Source organism: Marinobacter sp. bablab_jr008 (assembly GCF_016464145.1).
Lineage (GTDB): Bacteria > Pseudomonadota > Gammaproteobacteria > Pseudomonadales > Oleiphilaceae > Marinobacter > Marinobacter nauticus.
In genome coordinates, this window is sequence record NZ_JACDWW010000050.1 from 33,582 (window position 1) to 56,268 (window position 22,687).

A 22,687-nucleotide genomic window follows, 5' to 3' on the forward strand; every position below is an offset into this window, starting at 1 on the left:
CCGGTTCAGAACATCGGGTCTGCGATTGGTAGCTTCAGGGTGAAAGTGGTGCCTTCGCCCGGCCGTGAGTCTACGCTGATCTCGCCTCGGTGTTTTTCCACCACCGTTTTAACGAATGAAAGCCCCAGGCCGGTCCCATGCGCTCCGGCTATCTCGCTGCGCTTCTGTCGATGATAGCGGTCGAACAGTAAGGGCAGCTCCTCCGGATCAATGCCATAGCCCTCGTCCGATATGGCCAGACAGGCCAGATGCGCTGCCTGATAGACGTGAACGCTGACTGCGGAGTCCGGGGGGCTGTATTGCACGGCGTTGGTCAAAAGATTGATGACGGCCCGTTCCAGAAGTTCGGCGTTGCCTTTCAGCCACAGGTCTTCGGTACCGTTCAGCACGATCGAAATGCCTTTTTCCTGGGCCTGCTCGCACACACTGTCCCGAGCGTTCTCAACAATCGCCAGAAATTCGCATTCGTAGAACCGGGTTTCGGTCAGTTGCTCGGCGCGAGCCAGCTGCACAAACTCTTCGGCCAGATGATAGCTACGCCGCGCCAGCCGCCCCAACTGGTCGAGTTGGTTGGCGTCAATATGGCTGGGATCCCGTTTCAGTTGTTCAATCAGGGCCAGTTGAGAGACCAGAGGTGAGCGAACATCGTGTGAGATGAAGTCGATCGCCTCACGATGCTGCCGTTGCTGCTCCCGGAGTTCGGAGATGTCTGAGATGTTGGCAATAATGCCAAACTGGCGACTGTTTTGCGGGGCAAAAGGTGCCAGGTGGATGAGAAAGTCTTTACCGTTCAATGTCAGGTCTACGGTTCGGCTTTGTCTCAGTGTCAGCGCCTCTGAAATGGTTTCGAACCAGGGCGGCAAGTCCCGGGGGTCGTGGCCATCAAGGAGGGTGGCCAGAGGCATGCCGCTGAGACTTGGCATAGGCTCGCAAAACCAGTCTTCAATGTGACGGTTAGTAAACCGTATAACGCCTAATTCATCGGTCACGATGATGCCATCCGGCATGTGCTCGAAGCTGTGGCGAATAAACGCCTGCATTTCTGCTAGCTTCTGGGTGGCAATGCGCACTTTCTCGATCCGGGCCGAAATGTTTTCCCGGGGCCCCTTCTGGCGTTCACTGTCTGCATGGGGCTCCAGCTCCAGCTGGTTCAGATAGCGCTGGATGACCTCCCGACTGAGGTCGTTCGGCAGTGTCAGGCCGAGCAGGTAGCTGGTGCCGCCACGAATCAGCGTTATCCAGCTTTGGTTCTGCTGGTGTTCCCACCGTCCTGGCGTTTCGGTGGGTGGGGCCTGGGCAAGGGTCATTTCCTGTACTTCCAACAGGTCATCCTCTGCTGCCAGCAGCCATCCGGGTGGGTGGAACAGCGCACGCAAGTGCATCAGCAGCTGGTGAGGATGCCGGTTCGAAGGTTCAGGCAGGGATAGCCGAGGCGTTCTGGTCATCTCGTCCAGTTGCCGGTTGAGAAAGCGATTGGTCATGGCAAGCCGGAGTGCGCTGGCAATGGGCATCGCGGCCATCGGCAGAATCAGGGCGTTCGCTACTGACAGCTGAACCCGGGCCCCTATCAGCAGCAACACGTAACCGGCTACCAGCCCTGCGGCAATGGTCGCACATGCCAGCAAGGTGGCAGCAGGGCGCAGGCGAGGCAAAAGCAGAGCTAGCAACAACAGTACGAGCAGGTTCAGTGCGGGTGCTGCCCAGGGCTCCGCCGGCACGATCAGTATATTCTGCTTGCTCGCGGAATAGACATTGGCATGGAATTCCACCCCGGACATCGGCCGGCTCAGACCGGAAAACGGCGTGGGCAGTATGTCGCCAAACCCCGCAGCGGTAGCGCCGACCAGGACGGTTTTGCCGGCAAACTCCTGCGGTGAGGGCGGGTGGCTCAGCACGCTCGCGTAGGAGTAGGTGGGTAAGGTGCCGGCCCCGCCTGCCAGGGGCACCAGCCGATAATCCTCCCGGACGTTGATGTAGTTCGGCAATTGCGCCTGCATCTGATTCGACATTGGCAAGTGAGCGGCGAGTGACAGGGTCGGCCATAACCGGCCGGCAAGGCCGTTGTACAGATAGAGCCCGCGGGCGACGCCATCAGTGTCCAGCTCGATATGGGCATGCCCGATCGCCCCTGCGACACCTGCCAGGCTGGGTGTGGGGAGTTGTTCACTGATCAGCCGCTCCCGGGTTGGAGCGGTAAGATAGGCTGGCAGAACAACGTTGCCATGGCGGGCCATGGCGCTAGCCAGTTCCTCATCGCCCGGCCCGGCTTCCGGAAACAGGATGTCGAGCACAATGGTTTCTGCGCCGGCTTGCCGCAAGGTGTCGATCAGCGAGGCATGAAGACTTCGGTCCCAGGGCCATCGGCCAACCTGTTCCAGGCTGAACTCATCAATGGCAATGATGGCCACCGAATCATCCATGGGCGCTGGCCAGGTTGTGATCGCCCTGTCATACATCCAGTCATTGATTCGACTCGGCAGCTCCGTTGCCTGAATCAGTAGCAGGGTGGTGACGAGTAGCAGGCCCAAGGACCACGGTGTTGTTGTTATCGGTAACCAGTCCCTTCGCATCGGCCTTTTTGTCGTAGAAGGTTAGTCGAGATACAGCTCCCTGCCCGGGCCCCAGCGACTGGCAAGAGGGCCGTCAGAAAGCGCTTTGACGCGGACAAAATACCTTCTTCCGGGAATCAGGCGCAAGGCCGCAGTGGTATCGGCGATATCGGCTTCCTTGATGATATTGCGAAACGCCGGCTCTTCAGCCAGTTGCAGACGGTAATCCGTGGCGGTGTCGATGTTTTCCCAGAACACCCGAACCTGGCTGTCCAGATAGTTCACGCTGATAATCCGAACTGGCGGCAGAGTGCCGTTAACAACGATCTTGCGCGGCTCGGAGGTGGCAACAGAGCTGCCTCCTGCCTCCGTAACCACGCGCCAGTAATACTGGCCGGGGCTCAGGGGGCGCGAAGGAAGCGCCTGGCTTTCCGGCGCCCACTCGCTGGTTGTCACCAACTGCCGGAAACTGTCATCCTCGGCGATCTCCACCCGGGCAACTTCGTTGGCGCCATTAAGCTGCCAGCGGAATTCCGGCATGTCGTCGTTCACGCTCTCGCCATCAGCCGGTGCGGTGAGGTCCGGCTTTTTTGCCTGAAGGTCTACCTCAAGTTCCGCGGTACCGGGCATTCCGGCAATACCGCGCTGATCAATCGCGGCGAGCTGGATTTCGTAGCGGCCATTGTCAAGTTGGGCGATGTCGAAACGGGTGCCAGACACATCACGACTCTGTACCCAGGTGCCTGATGCCTGGTCAAAAATGTCCAGCCGGTAGGCCGGGTAACCGCCTGCCTGCCAGGACAGTTCGGCCGGAAGCTGAGTAAGCACCGATGGCAAGGGATTCATGGTTGGCGCTGGCGGAAGTTGCCGAATCTTCAGGGCGCCTCCGTTGGCGGTGGAAACACTCGCGCCATAGCCGGCTGGAATGCGGCGGGTGTTGCCTGGCTGGCCGAAGTCCACCACACCTTCGGTAACCTGCACGCTGCTGCCGTTGGTGGTGGCTTGAATGGCAAATACCGTACCCCGGACCGCGGCGACAGCGGATGGTGTTTCGATTTCGAAGCGGGCTCCGCCCTCAATGACCGGGCGAACACGGGTGTGAACCTCGCCCCGTTGCAGGCGAAGCCGGGTGTCGACCATGCCCGATTTGCCAAACTGGGTCAGGCGATTGAACATGAGGCGGGAGTTCGGGGAGATCCGGAGTTCCGAGCCGTCGGCCAGTTCAATGGTTGCCGATCCGGCACCGGAGAGAATTTCGTCGCCAACCCGGACAATCGAATCTTCGGACAGAGGGAGTTTTCGCCCATCCATTCCGGAGATCTGTTGCACGTTGCCGGTGACCGCAATCACCCGGGCCGGTTCGGGCTGACGTTTCAGCCAGTTTACGGGAATGCGCAGGGTATCCCCGGCGCCGAGTTTGGCGTTGCTGGCCAGGCCATTATGCTCCAGCAGTTGTTGCTGTGTGGTCTGCTGGGAAAGCAGCGTCTGGGTTATGCTCGCAACCGTATCACCCTGGCGTAAGGTATAAACCCACTCCGGGGCATTGTCCCGTTGTTGGCTGCCGGATACCGCAGAACCCCGTGCGATTGACAGCTCCGCGACAGTGGTCGCTGGTACCATGAACGCCAGTGCAAGGAAGGCCAGGGTTTTCAGTTGCTTGCTCAGAGCGTCAGGCATTTGCAGTGTCATCGTTCCGAATTTCGTTTGCGTCACCGGGCTTGATGGCTTCGAGCCGATAGCCTCGCTGGTAGATGGTCTTGATGCGAAATCCGTTTTCAGGGTTGAGCCCGAGCCTTCTGCGAAGGCGGCTCATATGCGTATCCACCGTGCGGGTATTGATGTCCCTGGTCAATCCCCACACCCGCTCCAGCAGCATCTCCCGGGTGAGCAGGCGGCCCTGGTTCTGGAACAGGAACAGCGTCAGATCGAAGTCCTTGTCGGTGAGCGTGAGTGGCTCGCCATGCAGGAGGATAATGCGCTGGTTGGTATTGATCTCAAAGGGCCCGTAGACCAGCACTTCCTTTTCACTTTCCGGATTGCTGCGCCGGGCCAGTGCATTGATGCGGGCGACCAGTTCAGCCGCCCGTGCCGGTTTGGCGATATAGTCGTCGGCGCCGGCATCCAGGGCGCGAACGATGTCGGTTTCACTGTCACGCTGGGTCAGGAAAATGGCGGGTACGGGCCAGTTAAGCTGTGCCCGGATGTTCTCCAGTACCTCGATGCCGGTCATGTCCGGAATCTGCCAGTCCAGAATAATCAGATCATAACTGCGGTGCAAAACGGCACCGAGAAACGATTGGCCGGTCGGAAAGCTGTCACAGTGATGTCCTTTCTCTGAAAGGATGGACTGGATGTGCTGCGCCTGTTCGTGTTCGTCTTCCAGCAGAGCAATGCGCATTAAGCCGGGCCCTCGATCGTGTTGCCTGGTTTATATACCGTAGCGCAGAGCCCTTGGTCAGACCCTGCAGTGTCGGGGATTATCCCAAAAAATGAGTTCCCGTTCAGTATCGTTATGTAGAATTCCGTAAGTCCACCGCTGGCCGGCCGTTGTGATCATCAACTGTTTGTCGGCAGCCGGGGAAATTGCTGCAGCCCCAGAACCAGCCTTTTTTGCTTTTGCGCCGCACCAGGGGCGAGAAACAGTGGGGGCAGGGTACCGGTTTCTGGCTGGTTCCGTCCTCGGGTTGATAGTCTTCCAGGGGGCGGGTGCCCTTGCAGGCGGGGTATCGGGTGCACGCAAAAAACGCACCGAACTTGCCCTCCCGTTCAACCATCGGTGCCCGACATTTCGGGCAGTGAATGGCGGTGCCGGACGTCTCTGCATTCGCCAAACCCGCAGCGGGCGCTTGCGCCATGAATCCGCGGATTTCATCTTTGAGGGATTCCAGAAATGCTCTTGGGTCCTCTTCGCCACGGCGAACGCCCTCGAGAGTGGCCTCCCAGACAGCGGTGCGATCCGGCGTACGAATCGATTCCGGTAGCGCCGCGATCAGGGATTTCCCCTTGTCGGTGGCGCGGATGAAGCGTTTTTCCCGGAACAGGTAATCGCGCCGGAACAGCGTATCGATAATGGCTGCACGAGTCGCTTCGGTGCCAAGGCCATCGGTTTCCCGCAGCGTTTTTCTCAGCTCGTTGTCGGCGACAAAACGGGCGATATTGGTCATGGCCGATAGCAGCGTGGCATCGGTGAAGTGTTGTGGCGGCTGGGTTTTGCGCTCGTTAGTCTGGGGGTCAGTGCAAAGGACCGGCTCGTTTTTTTCCAGTCTTGGCAACGGAGCTTTTTCTGGCTCTTGCCCGGGTTCCCGCTTGCGGATTTCCAGCGTTTTCCAGCCTGGCTCGATCACGGCTGTCTCGGTGGCGCGAAAGCGATAGTCCTGAATCGCGACCGTCAGCCGGCCCTCCCGGTGCACGGCGTCAGGTGCAAACTGCATCAGATAGAATCGACTGATCAGATCGTAGATTTTCTGTTCGGCCGAAGACAGCTTGCCGTTTGGTGCGGGCCGCACTGTGGGAATGATTGCGTGGTGGGCATCCACTTTTTTGTCATTCCAGGCGGCAGAGCGGCGTTCTGTCCCGGTTTTCTCGCAGAATCCGGACAAATCCGGGGCGACACGGGCGATGGCACGAATCACCGCCTCCCGTTGGCTGAAATGCTCCTCTGGCAGGTAGCGGCTGTCTGACCTTGGGTAGGTAATCAGTTGATGGCGTTCGTACAGGTTTTGGGCGGTGTCGAGCACGTCTTTCGCGCCCATCCGGTATAGTCGTCCAGCCTCTATCTGGAGTGCAGACAGCGACAGAGGTAACGGCGGCGGTTCCGGGCGATCGCGAAACCGGGCTTCATCAATTCTGCCGGGTCGGCCGCTGATGGCGGAGACAATCTGCTCGGCTACCGACTTGTCCAGCAACCGGTTTTCTTCATCCAGATGATCCTGAAATTCGTCACCGGGTAACCAGCGAGCAATGAACGGTCGCTGGTCGGCCTCCGGCTCGCTGGCCTGGAAGGTGGCTTCGACCCGGTACCAGGGCCTGGGCTGGAAGTGCTCGATGGTGTTGTCTCGATCCACCACCAGGCCCAACACCGGAGTTTGCACCCGACCCACGGAGAAGACGCCCTGTTCGCCCCGGGTTTGATAGCTGAGGGTATAGAATCGGGTGAGATTGATGCCATAGAGCCAGTCGGCCCGCTGTCTCGCCAGCGCAGAATGGGACAGTGGGCGGAACTCCCGGTTGTCTCGGGGGTTCTGTATGGCGCGGGCTACCGCCTTGGGGGTAAGGTCGTTGATCAGTATCCGTTTTACCGGTGCCTTGGTGCCGAGATAGCGCAGGACTTCGTCGACCAGTAGCTGGCCTTCACGGTCGGGATCACCGGCGTGGGTAATGAGATCGGCCTTGCGAACCAGGGCTTCGAGCACTTTGAATTGCAGGCGCACGCTGTCTTTGGGCACCAGTTGCCAGGGTTCGGGGAACATGGGCAGGTCTTCAATGCGCCATTTTTTCCAGGCCGGGTTATAGCGGGCCGGCTCGGCGGGCTCCAGCAGGTGGCCTATACACCAGCTTACCGTGGCAGCATCCGGTCCTTTACCGCAGCGTATCCAGCCCTGGCCTTTCTCGTGGGGGCCGGGAAGTGCTGCGGCAATGGCTCGGGCCAGGCTTGGCTTTTCGGCGATGTACAGGTGCATGGGTAACTGGGGGTTGGTTGCTGGCAGGGGAATGTGTCGCTTTGGCGCTTTTGTGTCAAGGGCTTCGGGGTTCCGAGGCGTACTGTAGTAGACTGTTTACACAGCAGGTCGGGACATTGATGCTTAAAGTCCGGAGTAGGTGTTTTATGAAAGTACAGAAAAGCATAGAGGAAAAGCTGGTCGCGGGCTTTAACGCCAGCGTGATTTCTGTGGAGAACGAAAGCCATATGCATTCGGTGCCACCCAACTCTGAAACTCATTTCAAGGTAACGCTGGTATCAGCGGATTTTGAAGGGCAGATGAAGGTGCGGCGCCACCAGGCAATTTACAAGGTTCTGGCGGATGAACTGGCGGGGCCGGTGCATGCTCTGGCATTGCATCTGTATACGCCGGAAGAGTGGACGGCCAGTGGTCAGGCGTCTCCGGTTTCGCCCAACTGTATGGGCGGGTCGAAAGGTGATGCAGCAATGGACAAGAAGCTTCAACAAGGAGCTAATGGATGAGCCAGTTTTTTCAGATTCACCCGGAAACACCGCAAAAGCGTCTGATCAAGCAGGCGGTGGAGATTTTGCGCAAGGGTGGGGTGATTGTCTATCCCACAGATTCAGGCTACGCACTGGGCTGTCACCTTGGCGACAAGCAGGCGGCAGACCGTATCAAGCGGATTCGGCGCCTGGACGACAAGCACAACTTCACCCTGGTGTGTCGTGACCTGTCAGACATCGGGGTTTATGCCAAGGTAGACAATACCCAGTACCGGTTACTGAAGAATTTCACGCCGGGCCCCTACACCTTCATTCTGGACGCGACCAGCGAGGTGCCTCGCCGGTTGCTGCATCCCAAACGGCGGTCTATCGGCATCCGGGTTCCGGACAACGAGATTGTTCGGGAATTGCTGGGTGAGCTGGGTGAGCCGATTATGAGCAGCACCCTGATTCTGCCGGGTGAAACCGAACCTTTGACCGATCCTTACGATATTCGCGAGACCCTCGGGCATGAGCTTGATCTGATTATTGATGGCGGCTTCTGCGGTATGGAGGCTACCACGGTGGTCAACTTTACCGGTGATGTGCCTGAAGTTACGCGGGTGGGCAAGGGTGATCCGGCCCCGTTTCAGGTTTGATCTGATTAGCCGTTATCCCCCCGGGCTTCAGGCCCGGGTATTGAGGCTGAAGGCGTAGCGTTGCTGCTCTGTGATACCCGTCTCGGCGGGTGTGGCGGTGCGGCGAAGGCTGTCATAACGGTGGATGACATCTTGCAGTCCATTGAACTGCTGGTTTTCGCTGAGCAGTGAATCCAGCAGGGAATTGTTCACGCCATAAGCCTGATTGAGCTTGAGCGCATTATCCATGAAGTGCAGGGTGGGTTCGGTCACGCTCAAGCGGCTTAACGCCTCACCAAATCCCCGGTTGTTGTTGAGATCCTGTTGTATCCTCTCCCGCACCTGGTCGGGAATTTTGCCGTCCAGCTGAATGCTGCCTTGCTCGGTTTTGCTCACGCTCAGCGCGGTTGCCGGGTGTACGTTGTATTCGGCAAGTTTGTGCCGCAAGGTTTCACGAACGTAGGACAGGTCCTGGGCAACCGTCTGCTTGTACTGGGTCAGTGGCAATTGCCGGGTTTTCTGACTGGCGGGGTTGCGATCCTGCCATTGGGACGGTGTGAAGCGGTCGTCGGTGCTGCTCTGGGGCTCGCCTGTGGCGGCGCCTTCATTGCTTTTACCGGCGGGTACGTCAGTGCGCGGCGCACGGTTGTCCATGGCTTGCTGAAAGCGCGTGCTGGCCTGTAACAGTGATGTCAGCAATGACATGGTTGCCTCCCCTGAACGGAAAATCTCTGCCGGATATCACGGAATTAGTCCGTGATGCATCAGGCTTTGCAGGTTTCGGGCCAATCTGCCTTGCCTTCTGGTTTGAGTGTGCCGGGACGAATGTAAAACATTGCAAGGAATGACATAGCGGGCGCGTCCGGATGATCTGCGTCATAAAAAAATTGATGCATATCTGTAAAGTTATGCGCCAATTCGCCGTCATTACTCTTGGATGTCCAGATCATCTTCCGTTGTCGGGGTCACATGAAAAAACAATACTCAATCCGTTTCTTGTTATTGGCAGCACTGGCTGCGGCTTTCACCGTCATTCTCGTGTTTACGGTTGTTTACAGCGCGCAGTCCCAGCGAGCCCACCTCGAAGAGTACAGTCACAAACACGTGGATGGTCTGGCAAAGTCCTTTTTCGATGGCCTGAACACCATGATGGTGACGGGTACCATTAATAACCGTGATGTTCTGCGCGAGAAGGTGATGGCTCCCGAGGACGTACTGGATGTTCGGGTGATCCGCAGCGATCAGCTGAATGCCATGTACGGTGCTGGGAATGCTGCGGAACAACGCCGTGAGCCGCTGGACATGAAAGCGCTGGATGGTGAACGGGTAGAGCACTATTCGGAGAACGACGCGGGTCGTGTCTACACGTTGATCGAGCCGGTTATTGCCAGCGAAAACTATCAGGGCGTGAACTGCCTCGGCTGTCACCAGGCCCAGGAAGGGGACGTGCTTGGCGCTATTCGGGTCGACTATTCTTTGGCGGAGAGCGACGCGCGCCTGCAGCAGCAGTTGATGGTGAGTGGCGGTATCCAGATTCTGATCTTTGTGGTTATTTTCATACTGACTACCGTAGTGTTGGGGCGCCTGGTGTTTTCCCGCTTACGTCGGCTACACGACCGAATGGATGAAATCTCCCGCAATTCGGATCTCTCCATAGAGCTGGAGGTAACCCGAAACGATGAGATTGGTTCGGTCTCTCGTGCGTTCAATCGGATGGTCGCCAAGATCCGCGCCAGCATGCATACCGTGATGGACAACGCAGAACAGGTTGAAGCGGCGGCCCGCACCATTGCCGGTAAGGCAGAGACCACCGAGCAGGAAGTGCTGGCCCAGAAAGACAATACCGACCAGGTGGCCAGTGCCACCACCGAGATGGCCGCTTCCGCGGTGCAGGTTCGTGAGAACGCGGTGACTACCGCACGGAAATCGGCCGATACCACCAAGTCGGCAGAAACCGGAGAGCATCTGGCTCGAAATGCGGTTCAGGGTATTGAATCTCTGAATGCGGAAGTCCAGAACGGTGCGCAGCGCATTGAGCAGCTGGATCAGCGGACAACGGAGATGGCCTCACGGCTGGAGCTGATTTCCGAGATTGCCGACCAGACCAACCTGCTGGCCCTGAACGCGGCGATTGAAGCGGCCAGAGCTGGTGAGCAGGGCCGGGGATTTGCCGTGGTCGCTGACGAAGTCCGGGCGCTTGCCTCGCGCACTCAGGCGTCCACTGAGGAGATTCGCCAAACCATTGAGGGGCTGAAAAAAGAGGTGGTGGATTGTGTCGGTACCATGCGCCATGCCTCGGAACTTGCCCAGCATCAGGTGGATTCAATTCTGAAAGTGGAAACCGAGCTGCAAACCATTGCTGCAGCGGTGCGTGAAATCACGGGGCTGAATGAGGAAATGGAGAGTGCGGCTAACGAGCAGAGCGAAGTGTCGGACTCCATCAATCAGAACGTGATTGAAATCAGCCGCTCTGCCGAGCAGACCTCCAGCGATGCCCAGGAGACCGCGCGAATTGCGGGGAATCTGCTGGCCATGGCGGAAACCCTGCGCAAAACCATCGAGCAGTTCCGCCTGTCCCAGAGCTGAAATGGGCGATATACTGGGGCACTCAGCCCCGGTGATCAGACACAAACGGATTGGTGGCGCGTTCCTGGCCAAACGTAGACATGGGGCCGTGGCCACAGATAAAGCTAACGTCATCCCCGAGCGGGAACAGCTTTTCCCGGATAGAGTGAATCAGGGTGTTGTAATCGCCTTTTGGGAAATCCGTGCGGCCAATGGAACCATTGAAGAGCACGTCACCCACCTGGGCCAGTTTTGAGCCTCGATGGAAAAACACCACATGGCCAGGGGTGTGGCCCGGCGTGTGCAGCACTTCCAGGGTTTCATTGCCCACGGTGACTGTGTCGCCGTCTTCCAGCCAGCGATTGGGCGTGAACACCTCCGGCGCCGGAAACCCGAACATCTGTGCCTGCATGGCCAGGCCCTGAATCCAGAAGTTGTCGTCCTTGTGTGGGCCTTCAATGGGCAGCTCCGCTGATTTGGCCAGCTCCGCCGTGCCGCCGGCGTGATCTATGTGGGCGTGGGTGAGCAGGATCTTCTCCAGAATCACGCCTTCGTCCTCGGCTGCCGCCAGAATGCGATCCAGGTCCCCGCCAGGGTCGACCACCGCTGCTTTGTGGGTTTCGGTACACCAGAGCAGGGTGCAGTTTTGTTCAAAGGGTGTGACGGGTACGATCTTGTACTTCAGCGACATACTGTTCCAGTTTGTTCAGATTTGATTTTGCGGTAGAGAGCATCCGGGGCAATGTCTGCTTCGTTGGGCCAGCAGATGGCTCCGAACTCATCAACCTTTGCTTGAGCAAAGAATGCCGGGTCTTTCAGGGGCTCGAACATCGGGCCAAACAAACGATCTGCAAGGCTGATCTCGCCGTGAGTACCATCATCGAAGGTGACGGCCAGTACGTAATCGGCCTTGGCTTCCACATGGGTGACTCTGGGCATGCTGTTCATTCCAATGGCTCTATCTTCTTCAGTGGCTGGTGCAGCTCGGCAAGGCGCCAGTCTGCGATAAGGTCCTGCCGGTGTTCAAAGGCCCATTCGATAACCATCGCTTTGGCTCTTTTGGGCAGTTTGCCCTCAACAATCTCCAGCGTTTCGATCAGAATGATGGCCTCGTGTTCCCCATAATAAGCGTGAAAATGGGGAGGATTATGGTCATCGTAATACATCCGTATCAGAATGCCGAAGAATTCACTGATGGTTGGCATGGGCCCTCCGTGGCTCATAAGGTGTCATATTTTGGTAGACCGATAATAACAATCTGCGGACAGGTGAGCTATTGAAGAACTACCTCCAGAAAATCCTTCAGGGCCAGGCGATTAACTACGAGGCCTTTCTGAAGAAGCTGCCGGATTCCCAGCGTCGGCGGCATCGGGAGCTGTTCGCAACGGAGAAGGTTGGCGCCAATCGCTGGCAGGTAACCATTCTTGATGAAGCTGCGTTTGCGGAGTTACAGCGACAGGCCGCTTCGCCCGTTAGCAGAGTAGATGCGGCGAAGAAGGGCGATTCCCACCGCCACGGCACCGATGTGAGTTTTCTGCTGGTATATCATCACGCCCTGACAGGCAACCGGCCGGATTCGGTGGTGATTACCGGAGATGCGGTGGATATCGGTTTTCGGCCAGCGCCTCGGGTGCTGGTGGTGGAGAATGAGCGAAATTTCTATTACTACCGACAGATGCTGGCCTTTGCCGGTGACTGCCTGGGCCAGGCAGTTGATCTCACAAACAGCGATGTCGTGCTCGGTGGCGGCAATCGGATTACCGGTACTGCGGATTTGAACTGGCTGACCGGTTACGATGAGGTGCTCTGCGCCTTTGATTACGATGCCGGCGGCCTGCAGATGTTTTCATCGGTGCGATCGGCACTGGGCGACAAGGCCTGCTTTCTGCAGCCGGCTGACTGGCAACCTTGGCTGAGCCGATTCCGCAAAACCCCGGACTCCACCGAAAGGTTTACAAAAGCCCTGTCGCTGGCGGAAGATCTGGGGTTTGTGTCGTTGGCGCAGGCCTTCCGGGCCACCAGTAAATTCATGGAACAGGAGATGATTCTGGATGAGTGATTCACAGGCGAGCGCGAGTACGTTCACCTTCGGCATTCGCCGCCTGGTGCTGGTGGATTCCGCCGGCTTCTGTTACGTGGAAATTCCAGTGGACAACCACGGCCTGATTCTTGGGCCGGGCAACCTGGGCAAATCCAGCTTGCTGAACTCCCTGCGCCTGTTCCTGTTGCCGGAGAACAATTTCAAGAACAGCCGCAAGAAATTTGCCTTCCGCAACGCCAGCGCCGGCAGTTTCTACACCAACGAGGAAAGCTACCAGCACTATTTCCCCAGCCAGTTCAGCTTCCTGATCATGGAAGCGGAGAACCCGGCCGGCACCCATTGTCAGATCCTGTATCGGGACAATGCCAGCCAGCTCAGCTACGGCCGGGCTTTTGTTCCGGTCAGTTATGACCAGTTACGACCTTTGTTCTGGAACGGCGACGATGAAGATGGTATTGGCCAGGCGGTGCCGGAGCTGTCGTTCAGCCGGCTGTCGGAGGCGCTCAAGAAACGCTCCAAAGACACCAGGCTGGTCAACGACCCGGCCAAACTCAAATCTATGCTTTACAGCAGCGAGCTGATGAACGCCGACGCGGTGCGTTATTCCGTGCTGCCCTTGGGCGAGTCGGACGAACGCCGGGTGCAATCACTGCGCACCCTGATCCTGCTGCTGTTCGAGATGAAGGCGGACGATCAGGCCATGGCCAACGCCGTGGCCAGCATTATCGAAGCGGACAAGAAGTTTGCTGACGATGCCTTTGACTTCAACATCGACGATTTCCTCAATCGCCACGATCAGCTCAAGCAGCAGCAAAGCCAGCTCAACCGTATCGAGAAAGAGCGACACCGGTTTGAGAAGCTGAACCGCGACTACCAGGCCTATCAGACCTTACTACGCAGTCAGCACGACTTTGCCGCCTTCCGGGACGGGGTGACCAACGCCCTGGCCGATATTGCGGCCAAACGCCGGGTGGCGCTTGAGGCTTTTAACGATCAGAACGACACCCTGCGCCACGTGTTGCAAACCCTGAAAAAACTGGAGCAGGAGGCCAGCGGCCTGAAGGGCGAGATTCGCTCCGCCGATCGGCGTATCAAGCAGGCCGAACAGAGCCAGAAAGACGGTGAGCTGCTGATCTCGCAGTATGGCGACATGACCCTGCAGGAAATTGCAGAGATCCAGACCGAAGAGCTGGAAAGCAAGAAAGGCCACCTTGCTGCCCTGAAAAGCGCCGCCCAGGCCGAGATCCGACTTGAGCAGATTCAGCGCAAAAAGCAGGATCTGGAGCGCAAGCTGGAAACCCTGAAAGACCGGGAAAGCAAACAGCAGTGGCAGCTGCAGAACCAGCTGGACGAAACGACCGCTGCGCCGTTACGGGCGGTTGATCCCCGGCTGATGATGGCGAGCCCCGGCCAGGATCTGGATGCCGATAGCAAAGCCACCATTGAAGCCTTCGCTCGCCTGTTTGCGCCCAACGATCGCGGCTTTGACTGGTTTGATACTGAATACCAGAGCCAGCCTGCCCGGCACACCAACTTTGCCGAGCAACGCCATCATATTGAAGGTGAACTTCATGGTCTGGAGAAAGAACGCTCAGAGCTGGCCGACACCGCCAATCAGGAACACGACCGACCTCAGCTGATCGAGCGCACGGAGAAAGAAATCCGGTCTATCGAGAAAGACCTGGAAACGCTGCAGCGCTACCCTGCGGCAGCCACCACCCTGAAAGACGCCACCGAAGAAAAACAGGCCGCCGAAGAACAGCTTGCCAAACTGAACGAACAGGCCCGGCTGGAGCAGGAAAAACAGGACGCGGTTCAGGCGAAAGCCGCGAAAGCGAAAGCCGAGAAAGATCGCATTGAAGAACGGGAGCGGGAGCTGGCGGCCCTGAGCAAGAGCGTTGGCACCGTGGAGCACCGCTTCCCGCACCTGAAGGCCGTGCAGGCGGAACAGCCGCTGGACATTGAGCGCGTATCGGCTGCCGCCTTCGACGAGCTGCAAAGCCAGCTGGACGACCTGGAAGAGCGCCGCCGCAATATCCTCGACCACCTGCGCCAGTTTGTGTACCTGGGTATCCATGAAGATACCGAAGGCGAATTGCAGAAAGACAGCCCGGCATCGTCTGTTATCCGAAGCACTTTCAAGAGCCTTTCAGACCTATTCGCCGGCATGGCCGAGCGCTGGAGTGTGCTGGAGCAGCAGGTTGGCATCCATAATGAAACCGTCGCCAGCTACCGCCAGGCCTTGAAGTCCAACCACGAGCACATTGCACGTTTCGAGGCCCAGCTTAACCGGGAGCTGGACGGCGTGCGCATCAACGATCTGGTGGAAATCCGCGTGGATATTCACACCGATCCTAAATTCCGCAATCTGGTGGAAGAAGCCAACAACATTGATCCGTATGGCAATCAGCTTCAGTCCGATGCTTTCTACGACCGCCTAAGGGTGTTTGTAGCCGACTTTTTCGGGGAGCAGGGCGGCAGCAAACGCCTCACCATGGATAAAGTGATTACCGGCATTTCCTACCGCACCCGCAAGGAGAATGCCGCCAACCTGGACAGGAAGGGCCAGTCCACCTCTACTACCGCGCTGATCAACCTGGAGCTGGTTTATCGCCTGCTCAAGCGGGTGCTGTACCCGGGCGTGCGGCTGTCATTCCCCATGGTGCTCGACGAACTGGCCAGCGTGGATATCAGCCAGATGCCGTCGTTGCTGGAGCGGCTGCGCAAGCAGGGATTCAACCTGTTCTCTGCCGCTACCCACAGTGCCAGCGCCGAGGTTATCTATCTGATTGGCCGGCACCTGGAAGTGGGGCAGATGCGCACCGCGCGACCCTACAGCAAAGAACGCACTCTGGTGTTCTGGGGTGGAGCGGAAGGTTTTACTGGTGGTGAACCGCTGAGCCACTGGGCAGACCAGACCCAGAGCAGCCTGCTGGAGCCGGTGGATGAGTAAACGCTTCAGCACCCTGGACACCACCCGGTTGCTGTTTGAGCACCCGAAAATCCTGTTCCGGATGATCGAGCGCATGGACCGCAATGAAGCCCGGTTCATCCGGGAAAGCGACCTGGTGGCCGAGGTGATGGATTACACTCGAGGCCTGGGCAAGGCCGATCGGGAGCGGGTGCGGCTGGCCCTGAACACCGACAATCTGTTTCGCAGTGGGCTGATCATCGACATCATTAAGGCCGACGGCGAACGTCGGCTGGTGTTTCAGGACGCACTGATCAATCTGATGCGGGCCTGTAACGCCTCGCTCTACCAGGAGCTTACTGACGCCCGCCTGCGCGGCCATCTGGTGACTCTTCGGGATGTGCGCAATCGCCTGGAAACCAGCAGTTTCAGTGATGCTGATCCGGATTACACCGAGCTGCGGGACGATCTGAACGAGCGGGTCAGCCAACTGATCGGCCTGTTGCGCCAGAACGTGTTGCGCATGCAGACCATCAGTGCCCAGCTGGCGGACCTGTCCGGTGATGCCAGCCGGGCGCCGGAGAAGTACCTGGAGTTCCGCCAGAATCTGTTTGAGCAGATCGTGACCCTGTACGAACGCCATATCAAACCCACGCTGGTGTTCCTGAACCCGGACACCCGACTGCCTGACGGCAGCAACCTGTTTGAAACCCTGGAAGCCATGGTACGCCTGCTGGAGGGTCACGACGACCATAGCCTGGCGGACCAGCTGTTCCGTTCCTCTATCAGCCTGAATGCCCTGTACAAGCCCATTCAGGCGGTGGCCCAGGAGGTTGAACACTTCCTGCGCAAAACACGCCGGGGTATGGCCCAGTACAACGCCATGGAGCATTTCTACGGCAAGCTGCGTACGCTCAAAGACGACACCGAAACCCTCAGCCTGCGCCGAAAATGGCTCGAAGGCGGCGATTTTGCCCGCAGCACCGGCTTCCTGGTGGGCCTGAGGGCACAGCAGCGGCCCAAGCATTATGCCTTTGGCCAGTCGTCGAGCTACTACCAGTTGTTGTTCAGCGAACTGGAGCTGCGCCTGAGCGATCTGCGCCGCCAATCCGAAGTGCCGGTACTGCAGGAAGTCGCCGGAAGCGGCCGCGAAAGCCGGGTAGATGTTCAGCGCATCAACCAACTGTATCAATGGCTGGAAACCCTGGAATTGCGGCCCACGGCGGATCTGGTGCGGGAGCTTCACGGCCGGCTGGATGGCTTCATCCCGGGCTACCGTTTTGCGGACCTGCTGGCAGCCCTGAACCGGCTGGTCAATTCGCCGCCGGAGGGTATGCAGGTGACAACCACTAACCGTTTCCGCACCCTCGAACAGGCGCCGGATTGTGAACAGTTTGTGTACCGCAAACGACGCCTTGAAACCAATACGACTGATTCAGAACAAGAGCCAGACCATGCCTGATTTCGTGGAAACCCGGGATACAGAGAGCACCCTGAACGAGCAGGGCGCGACCAGCTTCGAGCAGATCCTGCCGGCTCACAGTGCCGCGGTCTACCGGGAGTTTCAGGCTGGTCGGGTGATTGTCCGGGATGTGTGGGACAACAACCGCTCGGAGCTTCGTGCCAACCCGCTCTACAACCTGCTGTATAACCACCTGTCTCACTTCCGTACCTTCTATGAGCATCTGGGTAGCGACCTGGTGTTCAATGAAACCGGCGCCTTTTTCTTTCTGAAAGAGAGCAGTGACGAAGAAAGCGAAGAGCACGATGAAAACGCTTTCCGGGTGCAGGTGGTATTGCTTCTGATCGGTCGTTACTTTGCCCGAAGCGGCAGAGATCTGGATTATCTGGGGCGGCCGGAAGCCGGTTTAAACGAGCAGGATCTGGCGAATCTGGGGGCGGATGAGGAGTATCAGGACATCCTTCGGGCCGCCCGTTTCGAGAAAGGGTTGAGCGAAGCGCTGGATTACCTGGAAAAACGGAACCTGCTGTTTCGCTCCGGGGCAGGGCGCTATTTCCTCAGCTCCGCCGGTATTTACTTTTTAAACCAGCTGGTGCAGGAGTACGAGCAGAGTTAGTGTCCCGTCTGGCTAATTCCTTAACCTACTGAGCTTCTGAAAAGCCGAAGAGCTAGGCGTGCTGGTGAAGGTTTGGTGGTTCCAAATCGAGCCAGCAGAACGACGTTCTTCGGCTTTTCAGAAGCTCCCGGAGGGCTTGTCTCTGAGGACTCTGAGCCCTGTGTTGCCAGTCCTTGATGTGGAACCACCACATCTACAGACTGGCGCCTTGGTCAGAGTCCTCAGAGGCAAGCAGTAGATTAAGGAATTAGCCAGACGGGACACTCGCTGCCGCTCAGGCAAACGCCAGGTTGTTCCTGCCGCTGGTTTTCACGGAATACATGGCCTTGTCGGCGGTGGCCAGCAGTTGCTCAGCGGTCTGGCCGTTGTCCGGGTACAAAGCGATTCCCACCGAGGCACCAATTTGCACAGTCCGGCCCTGAATGTGAAACGGCTCATTCAGCACTTGGATCATTTTGCGAGCAATGGGTTGGGCATCGGCATCGTTGGTTAATGGCCCGGTTATGATCACGAACTCATCACCACCCCGGCGTCCCACCACATCATTGGCCCGAATACTGTGCTTGAGCCTTCTCGCGACATTTCGTAACAGCTCATCGCCAGCCTGGTGGCCCATGGTGTCGTTTACCGGTTTGAATTTGTCCAGATCCAGGAACATCAGGGCGAAGTGATGATGCTGGCGCCGGGCCTGCTCAATGGCTTGTTCCAGGTGGGTTTCAAGGGCCGTTCGATTCGGCAGGCCAGTGAGTTTGTCGAAATGTGCCAGCCGGAACATCTGTTTTTCCGCCTGCACCCGCGCCGTAATATCGCTGAAGGTCAGGATCAGCTGCTGGATCTGTCCCCGGGCATTGCGCACCGGCGAAACCGTCAGCAGATTGGGAAACGGATCATTATCGGGCCCGGTCAGCCAGACCTCGCCTTGCCAGGCATTTTCCGCGACCAGATGCCGGTGGATCTCTTCCCGGTCTATCTCCTTGCATCTATCACTGTCCATAAATGCCAGCAGGTTAGTATTGCGAAGTGTCTTGGGTGTTGCGCCGGTAATCTCGTTGAAGGCCGGGTTAGCACGAATAACCTGTAAACCGGTGTCGCAAATCACGATGGCTTCGTGGGTGTGGTTAAAGACCTGCTGGGCCAGCCGAAGTTCATCGGTAGACCGGGCAATCTGGGAGGCCTGGTTGACCAGTGCATGCACAACGGGCATCAGTGAACGCCAGACCATTGTGCCGGCAAGGGCGGAGAGCATGAGTATCAGCACAACACTGATAACAATGTCTTCGATCACTTTACCGAACACACTGGAAGTCCTGACGTTCATATGGATTTCCCAGCCATACCCTTCCACGAGTCGTATGAATGCCAGAACACGGGTGCCGTCTGGAAGCGAAGCCCGGAAAAAGTCGAGGTCTGGTTTGTAATCGATACCCTCCTGTTCGGCCAGGCAACCATTGGGTGTTGTCAGTTGAAACTGATGACTGCCCTCGGTCCAGATCAGTCGCCGCGTTCTCTCGACATCAAGCAGGCACAGACTGGAGTCCGCATCCACGCGAAAGATGGGAATCAGTGGGGAGAGTTCGAACAGCAGAAGATCATAGCCAACGATCTGTTCATCCTCGCGTATCGCAGCGATGACGTGCAGTAACGGCCTCGCTTCGTTATTTACCCCTACCGGGTAGGACTGGATATCAAGCCCGGATGGCATAGGCAGGTCAGCGGGAAGTTGATCGTCCAGAGGCCCGACGCGCACAACTTCGGCGCCACTGGCATCAAACCGGACGATGGCGGCAAGGTTGTCGATGTTTTTTGCGGCATCGTCAAGCCTGGGGCGAGAAAAGGTCCGCAAGTCAGCGAGTGCCAGGTTTCCCCTGTTGTATTCGACCATAACCCGCGCGAGCTCAGAGCGACTGGCGGTTTGTCGCGCCAGATCCTGATGCTGATCGAATACCGCCCGAACGCTCTCGGCCTTGGCATCGGCCACCAGGCTCGCAGTGTCTGCGGCCTGGGTATGGATCTGATTGATCAGGGGGGTGGAGACCACCACGGCAATACTGATTCCAGTGAGAACAACTGCAACGATGGCAGTGGTGATAATGCGGCGTTTCTGCTCGAAGATATCCATAGGTGCCGTCGGACGAAAGCGAGGTTATAAGGACATGGTATCCGTTTTTTGCAACGGGTATACCCACCTAGAGTTGTTTTCTGTAACCGATGTTGACATGTATCAGCCTTCATGTTGGAGATTTTCCATGTAGACTGAGGTTTTTATAGCAGGAGTACTGAATGACAGAGCCCGCACTGTTCCAGTCCCGGCCCAGACGGCGACTATTGTGGCTGGCGCTTTTCGCGTTGGCAGTGGCCGCTCTGGTGTCAGTGCGCTTGCAACCGCAACCGGTTGAGGAACGGCTTGTGCGCCTGCAGGCCCAGGATGAATTCGGTACAGAATCACCGCTGCTGGGCGAAGCCTTGGCTCTGCAGGCGCTCCTGCTGGATTACCGGGACGACCGCCTGCTGTTGCTGAAAGCTCAGGCCGCGTTGCAGGTATACCCCGAGTGGACCAGGTTTGTAATGGATCTGTTTGGTGAAGAACCGGAATTTCGGCAGGCCCTGCGAGCCCATGGCGAGTATCTGATGCCTCCTGTGATGCATTTTTATCAGAATCCGGTTGGCTCGATTGAGATGATGAACCGGGTTGCCGGCACCGGTAAAGTCCTGACGCCGGAACAGCGTGCCTGGTATGCCGTCAACTTCGCCAATAAAGAAGGGCAGGATTTCACGGGCCAGTTCGTGGTGGGGGCCGATGGCAATAACATAGAGTGGATCTGGACGGAGCGGATTACAGAGGGCATTACGCAGTTCTTCACCAGTGGCATCCGGACTCTGGAATCCCGGTACCGTACCGATCAGCCGATCCGCATGGAAGATGTCGGCTGGGCCGCCGTAGACGCGCTGATTATTGGCAGTGCGGTGAAATTCCTGAAAGCCGGTCGGGCGGCAGCAGGTACTGCAAGAGCCTCGAGTGTCACCGCCCGTTCCGCGGCCTATTCTTCCCGCCTCGCGCGGGCCGGGCGAATGGCTTCGGTCATGGTTAGCAACGCAAAGTGGCCCGCTGCGGTGGCTCTGGTCTATGTCGTTGTCAAACACCCCGCCTTACTGAACGACGTATTCGCCGGCGCTGCCCGGGTACTGGGCGTGCCGGCCTGGATGGTGCAGATGCCAGGATGGTTCCTGGTACTGCTGCCACTGCTGTTGCTTACGCGCTGGCTACTGGCCACCGTGCTCTGGTTGCTACCAATAACGTGGCTCCGGGGGCGGAGGCTCAGATAGTTCGCACTAACCGGACGTTCCGGTTTTTCAGGACCGTCGTGGCCTCCTTGAGTTGCTCAGAACTGGAGGCATGCACGGTCAGTACATACTTGCCCTCCTTTAGAGCCGACTGCGCTTTGGCAACATAGGGTGTGTGGTCCGGCCGGAGCGTAACGCCTCCAGCCACCAACAGGCCAAGTATCAGGCCGAGCGCCGCAAGAACGGCTGCGGCAACCACGCCATTCTGGGCAATAAACTCCACGCCGACAGCACTCAGTATCACGAACACAATAAAGCCTGCGACGGCACCTCCGATACCAAGCCAGAGATGCGAACGCACCAGCGTTTGCCATATGCCCTGGTTCTCTGGCTCCAGCTCTTCACCCGGGTGTCGGTCCTGGGGGCTTACAACAATGACTTGCTCGTGATCCAGACTGGTTTCCTGCGACAGCACCCGTGCAACGCCGTTGGCATCGGTTTCTGTCTCGAATATTGCGGCTACTTTATGGGCTTCCTGTTCACCGGTAATACTCACTGAGGGTTTCATGGAAAGACCTCCTGAGTGTTTCGCCGAGGACCAGATCCTCGTCAAAACATAGCGGCTTCATCAGTAACCCTAGTACACCTGAACCTGTATTTCGAATGACCGTATGGCAACAAACCGATCGGGAATCGCCCGCCATCCCCCAAATTACCAGGCCAGCCAGATTGTGTGACGGGCGCCTTTACCCGGACGCAGGGCTCTCACAACAACGGGTTCCACCGAAAAGCCAGCGCGCCGCAAGCGTTCGGTAAAGGCCTGTTCCGGACCGGCCGACCAGTAGGCGAGAATGCCGTCGTTGCTCAGGGATTTCTGGGCGGCGGCGATGCCTTCCGGAGAGTAGATCCAGTTGTTTTCTTTACGGGTAAGACCTTCCGGACCGTTATCCACATCCAGCAAGATGGCGTCCCAGTTGCCATCGCCCTGTTGCAAAAGTTCTGCCACATCGCCAATGTGAACGGCGGCCCGGGGATCGTCCAGAGGGTAGCCGGCGGCTGCGCCCAATGGTCCGCGATTCCAGGTTTCTACCTCGGGAACCAGCTCTGCCACCGTCACCTGAGCCTGATCGCCTGTAGCCGAAAGCGCTGCCGCCAGGGTAAAGCCCATACCCAGCCCGCCAATCAGGATCCGTGGCGCGGGCAGATGGCTCAGGCGTTCACAGGCGAGGGTGGCCAGAGCATCCTCCGAACCATGTAAGCGGCTGTTCATCAGTTCACCCGGGGCGCCGGCAATCTTGATGGAAAACTCGTCATTACGTTGCAGCAGTCGCAAGCGGCTGCCGTTGCCGGGGATGGTTGCGGTGCCAATTTCGTTAAAGCGGGCCATGGTTGGTTTCCGGTAGTGTGGGCAGGCGGGCATTCTAACCTGTAGAAACAGGCATCGGCGAAAACCGTATCAATCAGTTGCTGCTAAACTGCA

At 57.9% G+C, this 22,687-nt stretch carries 20 protein-coding genes; 8 read left to right on the top strand and 12 right to left on the bottom strand.

From position 1 onward, the window contains the following. Positions 1 to 5 precede the first annotated feature (5 nt). From JIF53_RS05175 to JIF53_RS05190, 4 genes are all read right to left on the bottom strand, one after another. Positions 6 to 2,570 carry a CHASE2 domain-containing protein gene (locus JIF53_RS05175; RefSeq protein WP_153741580.1) on the bottom strand — a complete coding sequence of 855 codons (2,565 nt, stop codon included), beginning with the start codon at positions 2,568 to 2,570 and terminating at the stop codon, positions 6 to 8. Positions 2,571 to 2,591: 21 nt separating this feature from the next. Continuing rightward, entirely contained in the window at positions 2,592 to 4,238 is a 1,647-nt protein-coding gene (locus JIF53_RS05180) for a FecR family protein (protein WP_153741579.1), read from the bottom strand. Then, positions 4,219 to 4,947 (bottom strand): response regulator transcription factor, encoded by a 729-nt coding sequence (locus JIF53_RS05185; protein ID WP_153741578.1) that lies wholly within the window; start codon positions 4,945 to 4,947, stop codon positions 4,219 to 4,221. The genes JIF53_RS05180 and JIF53_RS05185 overlap by 20 nt, the downstream gene beginning before the upstream one ends. A gap of 112 nt (positions 4,948 to 5,059) precedes the next feature. Next, the gene (locus tag JIF53_RS05190) at positions 5,060 to 7,228 is read right to left on the bottom strand and encodes a DNA topoisomerase 3 (RefSeq protein WP_153741577.1); all 2,169 of its coding nucleotides are present in this window, start codon (positions 7,226 to 7,228) and stop codon (positions 5,060 to 5,062) included. A gap of 146 nt (positions 7,229 to 7,374) precedes the next feature. Here JIF53_RS05190 and JIF53_RS05195 point away from each other — a divergent pair, with 146 nt between their 5' ends. Together JIF53_RS05195 and JIF53_RS05200 are read left to right on the top strand one after the other, a co-directional pair. Continuing rightward, positions 7,375 to 7,731, top strand: coding sequence for a BolA family protein (locus tag JIF53_RS05195; RefSeq protein ID WP_023008798.1), 357 nt, complete (start codon positions 7,375 to 7,377; stop codon positions 7,729 to 7,731). After that, positions 7,728 to 8,351, top strand: coding sequence for an L-threonylcarbamoyladenylate synthase (locus JIF53_RS05200; RefSeq protein WP_011785986.1), 624 nt, complete (start codon positions 7,728 to 7,730; stop codon positions 8,349 to 8,351). The genes JIF53_RS05195 and JIF53_RS05200 overlap by 4 nt, the downstream gene beginning before the upstream one ends. 27 nt (positions 8,352 to 8,378) lie before the next feature. Here the strand turns inward: JIF53_RS05200 and JIF53_RS05205 are convergent, their stop codons facing one another. Together JIF53_RS05205 and JIF53_RS05210 are read right to left on the bottom strand one after the other, a co-directional pair. Continuing rightward, a complete protein-coding gene (locus JIF53_RS05205; RefSeq protein WP_199451987.1) occupies positions 8,379 to 9,035 on the bottom strand; it encodes a hypothetical protein in 657 nt (218 codons plus the stop codon). A 59-nt stretch (positions 9,036 to 9,094) separates the two neighbouring features. Continuing rightward, on the bottom strand, positions 9,095 to 9,280 hold the full coding sequence (locus JIF53_RS05210; protein WP_199451988.1) for a hypothetical protein: 186 nt from the start codon (positions 9,278 to 9,280) through the stop codon (positions 9,095 to 9,097). A 19-nt stretch (positions 9,281 to 9,299) separates the two neighbouring features. Here JIF53_RS05210 and JIF53_RS05215 point away from each other — a divergent pair, with 19 nt between their 5' ends. Beyond that, positions 9,300 to 10,916 carry a methyl-accepting chemotaxis protein gene (locus JIF53_RS05215; protein WP_199451989.1) on the top strand — a complete coding sequence of 539 codons (1,617 nt, stop codon included), beginning with the start codon at positions 9,300 to 9,302 and terminating at the stop codon, positions 10,914 to 10,916. A 22-nt stretch (positions 10,917 to 10,938) separates the two neighbouring features. Here JIF53_RS05215 and JIF53_RS05220 read toward each other — a convergent pair whose 3' ends face one another. The 3 genes from JIF53_RS05220 to JIF53_RS05230 are packed head-to-tail and all read right to left on the bottom strand — an operon-like array spanning position 10,939 to position 12,100. Then, positions 10,939 to 11,586 (bottom strand): MBL fold metallo-hydrolase, encoded by a 648-nt coding sequence (locus JIF53_RS05220; RefSeq protein ID WP_323127150.1) that lies wholly within the window; start codon positions 11,584 to 11,586, stop codon positions 10,939 to 10,941. After that, positions 11,577 to 11,843 carry a DUF2442 domain-containing protein gene (locus JIF53_RS05225; RefSeq protein WP_011785982.1) on the bottom strand — a complete coding sequence of 89 codons (267 nt, stop codon included), beginning with the start codon at positions 11,841 to 11,843 and terminating at the stop codon, positions 11,577 to 11,579. The genes JIF53_RS05220 and JIF53_RS05225 overlap by 10 nt, the downstream gene beginning before the upstream one ends. Further along, positions 11,840 to 12,100 (bottom strand): DUF4160 domain-containing protein, encoded by a 261-nt coding sequence (locus JIF53_RS05230; protein WP_022992877.1) that lies wholly within the window; start codon positions 12,098 to 12,100, stop codon positions 11,840 to 11,842. Before JIF53_RS05230 ends, JIF53_RS05225 begins: the two co-directional genes overlap by 4 nt. Before the next feature lie 71 nt (positions 12,101 to 12,171). Between JIF53_RS05230 and JIF53_RS05235 the strand changes: the two genes are divergently transcribed. The 4 genes from JIF53_RS05235 to JIF53_RS05250 are packed head-to-tail and all read left to right on the top strand — an operon-like array spanning position 12,172 to position 17,925. After that, positions 12,172 to 12,954 carry a Wadjet anti-phage system protein JetD domain-containing protein gene (locus tag JIF53_RS05235; RefSeq protein ID WP_199451990.1) on the top strand — a complete coding sequence of 261 codons (783 nt, stop codon included), beginning with the start codon at positions 12,172 to 12,174 and terminating at the stop codon, positions 12,952 to 12,954. Beyond that, a complete protein-coding gene (locus JIF53_RS05240; protein ID WP_199451991.1) occupies positions 12,947 to 15,889 on the top strand; it encodes a hypothetical protein in 2,943 nt (980 codons plus the stop codon). Before JIF53_RS05235 ends, JIF53_RS05240 begins: the two co-directional genes overlap by 8 nt. After that, positions 15,882 to 17,309 (top strand): hypothetical protein, encoded by a 1,428-nt coding sequence (locus tag JIF53_RS05245; protein ID WP_199451992.1) that lies wholly within the window; start codon positions 15,882 to 15,884, stop codon positions 17,307 to 17,309. The genes JIF53_RS05240 and JIF53_RS05245 overlap by 8 nt, the downstream gene beginning before the upstream one ends. After that, the gene (locus JIF53_RS05250; protein ID WP_199451993.1) at positions 17,302 to 17,925 is read left to right on the top strand and encodes a condensin complex protein MksE; all 624 of its coding nucleotides are present in this window, start codon (positions 17,302 to 17,304) and stop codon (positions 17,923 to 17,925) included. Before JIF53_RS05245 ends, JIF53_RS05250 begins: the two co-directional genes overlap by 8 nt. A 274-nt stretch (positions 17,926 to 18,199) precedes the next feature. Here JIF53_RS05250 and JIF53_RS05255 read toward each other — a convergent pair whose 3' ends face one another. Further along, a complete protein-coding gene (locus JIF53_RS05255; RefSeq protein WP_199451994.1) occupies positions 18,200 to 20,044 on the bottom strand; it encodes a sensor domain-containing diguanylate cyclase in 1,845 nt (614 codons plus the stop codon). A gap of 161 nt (positions 20,045 to 20,205) precedes the next feature. Between JIF53_RS05255 and JIF53_RS05260 the strand changes: the two genes are divergently transcribed. Next, entirely contained in the window at positions 20,206 to 21,249 is a 1,044-nt protein-coding gene (locus JIF53_RS05260; RefSeq protein WP_199451995.1) for a hypothetical protein, read from the top strand. Here JIF53_RS05260 and JIF53_RS05265 read toward each other — a convergent pair. After that, complete coding sequence (locus JIF53_RS05265; RefSeq protein ID WP_199451996.1) at positions 21,242 to 21,775, bottom strand: hypothetical protein; 534 nt, start codon at positions 21,773 to 21,775, stop codon at positions 21,242 to 21,244. The two genes, JIF53_RS05260 and JIF53_RS05265, sit on opposite strands and share 8 nt — an antisense overlap. A gap of 144 nt (positions 21,776 to 21,919) precedes the next feature. Beyond that, positions 21,920 to 22,594, bottom strand: a complete 675-nt coding sequence (locus tag JIF53_RS05270) for a spermidine synthase (protein WP_199451997.1) — start codon at positions 22,592 to 22,594, stop codon at positions 21,920 to 21,922. Between the last annotated feature and the right edge of the window lie 93 nt (positions 22,595 to 22,687).